Raw genomic sequence first — 656 nt, 5'->3', positions numbered from 1 at the left:
GCGGCCCCGGTGCCGCCGGTTCCTCCGGTCCCGCCGTTACCGATCAACCCGGCCGCCCCACCGGCACCGCCGGTGATCCCGGCCGTGCCGGGGGCCCCGTTGCCGCCGTTGCCCCACAGCAGCCCACCGGCCCCGCCGGCCTGTCCGGGGGCCGTCGCGTGGGCGCCGTCGCCGATCAGGGGGCGCCCCAGCAGCGCCTGGGTGGGGGCGTTGATCAGACCGAGCAGGTCACGTTCCAGGGCCTGCAGGGGTGTGGAGTTGAGCGCTTCGGCGGCCCCGTAGGCGTTGCCGGCGGCCGTTAGCGCTTGCACAAACCGTTGGTGAAAGAGCGCCGCTTGGTTGTTGAGGGCTTGATATTCGCGGGCGTGGTTGCCGAACAAGGCTGCGACGGCCATCGACACCTCATCGGCGCCGGCGGCGGCGAGAGCGGTGGTGGGCGTTGCTGCGGCCGCGCTGGCCTGGTGGACCGCCAAACCAATACCAGCCACATCCGATGCCGCGGTCGCCACACCATCAGGTACTACGTGCAGAAACGACATCAGACTTTCCTTCCATCAACCCATGAACCGGATACCTGAGCCTTTCCGCAGCGTGCTCCCGACGCCGGCAACGCGTCTAGCAGAAGGTTTAGAACAAGTCCTTGCGACGATCGCAAC

Annotated in this window: 1 protein-coding gene; it reads right to left on the bottom strand. The window is 68.9% G+C overall.

Annotated elements, in window-relative coordinates; translation table 11 throughout:
• Positions 1-539, bottom strand: a 539-nt coding sequence (locus F0Q45_RS26495) for a PE family protein (protein WP_373425107.1), incomplete at its 3' end; no start/stop codon positions are given.
• Between the last annotated feature and the right edge of the window lie 117 nt (positions 540-656).

This window comes from Mycobacterium simiae (assembly GCF_008370645.1).
Classification (GTDB): Bacteria; Actinomycetota; Actinomycetes; order Mycobacteriales; family Mycobacteriaceae; genus Mycobacterium; species Mycobacterium simiae_A.
This window is presented reverse-complemented; position numbering and strand designations above follow the sequence as displayed.